General features: G+C 60.8%; 5 protein-coding genes and 1 pseudogene. All 6 read left to right on the top strand.

Going from position 1 to position 5,456, the window contains the following annotated elements; genetic code table 11:
• Positions 1–244 (top strand): annotated as a pseudogene (locus tag AYR66_RS10730) (ABC transporter ATP-binding protein); the annotation flags it as partial.
• A gap of 22 nt (positions 245–266) precedes the next feature.
• Complete coding sequence (locus AYR66_RS10725; protein ID WP_088707481.1) at positions 267–1,700, top strand: aldehyde dehydrogenase family protein; 1,434 nt, start codon at positions 267–269, stop codon at positions 1,698–1,700.
• Between the two features lie 15 nt (positions 1,701–1,715).
• A complete protein-coding gene (locus AYR66_RS10720; RefSeq protein ID WP_088707480.1) occupies positions 1,716–2,840 on the top strand; it encodes a zinc-dependent alcohol dehydrogenase family protein in 1,125 nt (374 codons plus the stop codon).
• Between the two features lie 26 nt (positions 2,841–2,866).
• Positions 2,867–3,619, top strand: a complete 753-nt coding sequence (locus tag AYR66_RS10715; RefSeq protein WP_088709742.1) for an SDR family oxidoreductase — start codon at positions 2,867–2,869, stop codon at positions 3,617–3,619.
• A gap of 43 nt (positions 3,620–3,662) precedes the next feature.
• Positions 3,663–4,769: an NADH:flavin oxidoreductase/NADH oxidase gene (locus AYR66_RS10710; RefSeq protein ID WP_088707479.1), complete on the top strand. Its 1,107-nt coding sequence runs from the start codon at positions 3,663–3,665 to the stop codon at positions 4,767–4,769.
• Positions 4,770–5,062: 293 nt separating this feature from the next.
• A partial coding sequence (locus tag AYR66_RS28305; RefSeq protein WP_141104212.1) for an aldehyde dehydrogenase family protein occupies positions 5,063–5,456 on the top strand: 394 nt, incomplete at its 3' end.

The raw sequence follows: 5,456 nt of genomic DNA, 5'->3' as shown, positions 1-5,456 counted from the left end.
GGCGGCGCTGGGCCGTGCGCTGATGGCGGGGCGCAACCTGGTGCTGCTGGACGAACCCTTCCAGGGCCTGGCGCCGGTGCTGGCAAACCAGTACGCAGAATCGCTGCGCCGCCTGCGCGACCTCAACCCGGAACTGTGCGTGATCGTCACCGAATCCAACGGCAGCCTGCTGCGCGACCTGCCCGACACCACCCTGACGCTCGAACGCGGCGAACTGTTGGCATCAACGAACGGCCATCACTAATACACTAATTGGAGAAATGCGGATGAACACCATCCTGATTGACGGCAAGTGGCTCAAGGCTGCAAGCGGAGAAACCATTGATGTCATTGACCCGTGTAACGGCGAAGCCTACGCTTCGATCGATCGCGGCGCCGCGGCTGACATCGACCTGGCTGTCAATGCCGCGCAACGGGCACTGGACGGAGCCTGGGGAAAACTGACGGCGACCGAACGCGGACGCATCCTCATGCGCTTCGCAGATCTGATTACCGAAAACCAGGGCGAGCTAGCGCAGATCGAAGCCAAGGATACCGGCAAGCCGATCTCCACGGCACGCAATGACATCATTGCAGCCGCACGCTACTTTGAGTATTACGGCGCCGCGGCGGACAAGGTGCACGGCCAGACCATTCCGTACCTGGAAGGCTACAACGTCAGCGTGGTGCGCGTACCGCACGGAGTGACTGCGCACATCATCCCATGGAACTATCCCGCACAGATGTTCGGCCGTTCATTGGCACCAGCGTTGGCAATGGGCAATGCTGCCGTGCTAAAACCATCCGAAGATGCCTGCATGAGTACGCTCCTCCTTGGCAAGCTACTGATCGATGCTGGGCTTCCTCCCGGAGCTCTCAACATCGTCACGGGTTACGGTTACGAGGCGGGTGCTGCGCTGACCGCGCATCCCGGCATCAACTTCGCAACCTTCACCGGTTCGCCGGAAGTCGGCGCACTGGTGCAGGAATCGACAGCAAAGAATCATGTGCCTTGCGCATTGGAACTCGGCGGCAAGTCGCCGCAAGTCGTCTTCAACGACGCCGACTTGCAAAAAGCGGCCCCTGTCATCGTAAAAGCCATCGTCCAGAACGCCGGGCAGACCTGCGCTGCCGGCAGCCGAGTGCTCGTGCAAAAGGACATTTTCGACAAGTTTATGGCCATCGTTGTGGACTACTTCAAGGAAACCGTGGTTGGGGTTCCGCAAATGGATCTTGATTGCGGGCCGATCATCAACAAAAAGCAGTTTAATAGGGTCAGCAGCTTTATTGACGAGGTCAAGGCGTCCGGCGTGCCCGTTCTGGCGGAAGGCTCCTTTGCGGCGGGTGTGCCGCGCAATGGTTATTTTATTAAGCCAGTTCTGTTTGGACCGGTACCGCGTGATAACCGGCTGGCCGGCGACGAAGTATTCGGTCCCGTTCTGGCTGCCATACCGTTTGATGACGAAGAGGACGCCATTCGTCTTGCCAATGCAACCGAATATGGCCTGACCGCAGCCGTGTGGACCGAGAATGGAAGCCGTCAGTCCTGCGTGGCATCGCGGATTCTTAGCGGACAGGTCTTCATCAACTGCTACGGCGCGGGCGGCGGCGTCGAGCTGCCATTCGGCGGCTTCAAGAAGAGCGGCCATGGGCGCGAAAAGGGTTTCCTTGCGCTCGAGGAAATGAGCACAACGAAGACCATCGTGCAGCATTACAAATAAGCAGGAAGGACAGTCATGAAAACCAAGGCAGCCATCCTTTACCAGATGGGCGCGCAGGCACCGTTCGTCGCGTCGCGGCCGCTCAGGATCGAAGAAGTCTACCTCGACGAACCCGGCCCGGGCGAAGTGCTCGTGAAGATGCACGCGGCCGGCCTGTGCCATTCCGACCTTTCCGTTATTACCGGAGTGCGTCCACGCCCGGTACCCATGGCGTTGGGACACGAGGCTTCCGCGCAGGTGGTCCGGACCGGTCCAGGCGTGACCGATCTACGCCCGGGCGACCTCGTTGTACTGGTCTTTGTCCCGAGCTGCGGTCATTGCCTCCCATGTATGGAAGGCAGGCCGGCGCTTTGCGAACCGGCGGCTGAGGCCAATACCAAGGGCGCGCTGTTGTCCGGCGAATGGCGTATCCACAATCACCACGGCCACATCAACCATCACACTGGCGTCTCGGCATTTGGCGAGCATGCCGTGGTGTCGCGCAGTTCCTGCGTCAAGGTGGACGCCGATATCGATCCGGTGGAAGCCGCGTTGTTCGGCTGCGCCGTCCTTACCGGGGTCGGCGCAGCGGTCAATACTGCCGGCGTAAAGGCGGGAACGACGGCGGCTGTGCTTGGCCTGGGCGGCGTCGGTCTGTGCACGATGCTGGGCGCCCTGGCGGCCGGCGCGCGTGAGGTAGTGGCTGTTGACGTGCACGATAGCAAGCTGGAAGTCGCGCGTTCGCTGGGCGCCACGGCGGTGGTCAATGCGCGCGATCCGGATGCCATTGAAAAGGTCAAGGCGATTACCAAGGGGGGGGTCGACTATGCCTTCGAAATGGCCGGCTCCGTGCAGGCGATGGAAGCAGCCTACCGGATGACCCGTCGCGGCGGCATGACAGTAACGGCCGGGCTGCCGCATCCCAACGACAAGTGGCCGTTGCAGCAGGTCAGCCTAGTGGCTGAGGAGCGGACGGTGAAAGGCAGCTACATCGGCTCCTGCGTTCCCATTCGCGACGTGCCGCGCTACATCGGCATGTACCTTGCGGGAAGACTGCCCGTGAACAAGCTCATGGGTGAGCGCATGGCGCTCGAAGACATCAACGCGGGATTCGACAGGCTCAATTCCGGCGAAGGCTTGCGCGACCTGGTCGTTTTTTGATGGACGGAATCGTGAAAGGAACTGAAATGCGTTTCAAGGACAAGGTTGCTATCGTGACCGGCGGCGGTAGCGGCATCGGCCGTGCGACCGCGGAACTGTTCGGACGGGAGGGGGCAAAAGTAGTCGTCGCTGACCGCAATCTCGAACAGGCGCGGAGCGTTGCCGATGCGATTGGTAAGGGTGCCATCGCGATTGGCGTGGACGTGTCATCAGCGACGGAAGTGAAGGCCATGATCGATTCGGTGGTGAAATGCTTCGACCGTATCGACATCCTAGTGAACAATGCCGGTTTCGGATTTGCGGGAACGGTGGTCAGCATTGAGGAGGACGACTGGGACCGGCTGATGTCGGTGAACCTGCGCGGTCCCTACCTGTGCTCGAAGTATGCCATTCCTGTCATGGTGCGCCGGGGCGGCGGGGCCATTGTCAACACTGGATCGTATACCGCGATGGTCGGCATTTCCAATCGCGCCGCCTATGTGGCCTCCAAGGGAGGTGTCGTCGCGCTGACGCGTGCGATGGCGCTCGATCATGCGGCACAGAACATCCGCGTTAACGCTATTGCGCCGGGAACCATCGATTCTCCGTACTTCCAGCAGATGTTCGCCCAGTCTGACAATCCGGACAAGTTGCGCGCCGAGCTGAACGGGCGCGCGCCGCAAGGGCGGATGGGAAAGCCTGAGGAGATCGCCAGTGCGATCCTGTGGCTGGCATCCGACGAAGCATCCTTTGCGACTGGAGCCGTGTTTACCGTCGACGGGGGCACGTCGGCGTGGTAGCCGACTCCTGTCGATTGAAAGTCCTTTTTCCAAGAAACCTCAAATGAACTCCAACCTGTTTTCTCCGTTGCAGCTACGTGGCTTGACGCAGTCAAACCGCATCGTCATTGGTCCGATGAGCCAGTACAGTGCAGTCAACGGCAGCGCCACGGACTGGCATATGCAGCACATCGGGCACCTGTCGCTGTCGGGCGCCGGCCTGTTCATGATCGAGGCTACTTCGGTGGCGCCGGAAGGTCGTGTCAGCCATGGATGCCTCGGCCTTTATTCAAATGAGAATGAAGCGGCGCTAAAGCGTGTCGTGGAATTCTGCCGTGGATTTTCATCGATGCCCTTCGGCATCCAGCTTGCTCATTCCGGCCGAAAGGGGTCAGGGCATGCGCCATGGGAAGGCCGTGGGACCCTACAAGCAGATGAAAGTCCTTGGCAGGTGGTTGGCCCGTCGCAGATTCCACTCACAAAGGACTGGGCTGTTCCCGTGGAGCTGGACCGGGAGGGCATGGAACGCATCAAGCGGACATTCGTCGATGCGGCCTTAAGATCTGACCGCATTGGCATCGAGCTGGTGGAACTCCATGCGGCACATGGCTATCTGCTGCATCAATTCCTTTCACCGTTGTCAAACGTTCGAACCGACGGCTACGGCGGCAGTCTCGAAAGGCGGATGCGCTTTCCGCTAGAGGTCGTCGAGGCCGTACGCGCCGCCTGGCCAGCTGACAAGCCGCTGGGGGTGCGGATATCGGCGACCGACTGGGTGGATGGCGGATTTTCGCCGGAAGAGGCGGTAGTCTTTTCTGCCGAACTCAAGCAGATCGGTTGTGACTATATCTGCGTTTCCACAGGGGGGCTCGACCCAATGGCACGTATACCGGTTGAACCCGGCTACCAGTTGTCCTTCGCCAGCCAAATCAAGCGCGAGGTAGACATCCCGACGCGAGCGGCCGGTCTGGTGATCAGTGCCGCGCAGGCGGAAGAGATCGTTGCATCAGGCACCTCGGACGCTGTCGTGCTGGCGCGCGCCTTCCTCGACAACCCGCGGTGGGTGTGGCATGCGGCAGAAGCATTGGGCGTCACCCTGGCCTATCCCAAGCAGTACGAGCGAGCCCACACGAGCAAGTGGCCCGGCGCACGGCTGATTCGGGGCAACTAGGGCGCCGGTATGGAACGGATCGATGCATGCGGCGAACGGCGGGTAGTGCAGGATGTTTCGCGACCGAGCAAGGAAGACGTGCGGAAATGGCTGGACGATCGCCGGCAGCGGCGCCAACCCTTGCCTGAAATCGCGGAAATCCAGCGCCAATTGGATTGGACCTGCCGTCTGGAAAATAACGATGTCCGCGAACGCGGATGACTAATCAATTCCCGGCATGCGGCAGGATTCCTCGCAGCTGGCAAGGATGAGGCCTTCCCCCGCGATGCCGGTCAACAGCAGAAAGGCAAGCAATGCTTCAACTGAAGGATGATTCTCTTCTCCGGAACCAGTGTTTCATCAATGGCGAATGGTGCGACGCCGACACCGGGGAGCGGTTTGCGGTATCCAATCCGGCCACCGGTGCGGAAATCTCGACCGTGCCTATCATGGGGGAAGCCGAAACCCGGCGTGCGATCGACTGCGCCGAACGTGCATGGAAGGGTTGGCGCGCCCGGACAGGCAAGGAACGCGCTGCCATCCTGCGCCGCTGGAGTGAGCTGATGCTCGCCCATGCAGACGATCTGGCGCTGATCATGACGAGCGAGCAGGGCAAGCCGCTGGCGGAAGCGAAAGGCGAGATCGCCTACGCGGCATCTTTCCTAGAATGGTTCGGCGAAGAAGCCAAACGCGTCTATGGCGACGTGA

It is taken from the genome of Noviherbaspirillum denitrificans (assembly GCF_002211445.1).
GTDB classification, from domain to species: Bacteria; Pseudomonadota; Gammaproteobacteria; order Burkholderiales; family Burkholderiaceae_D; genus Noviherbaspirillum; species Noviherbaspirillum denitrificans.
This window is presented reverse-complemented; position numbering and strand designations above follow the sequence as displayed.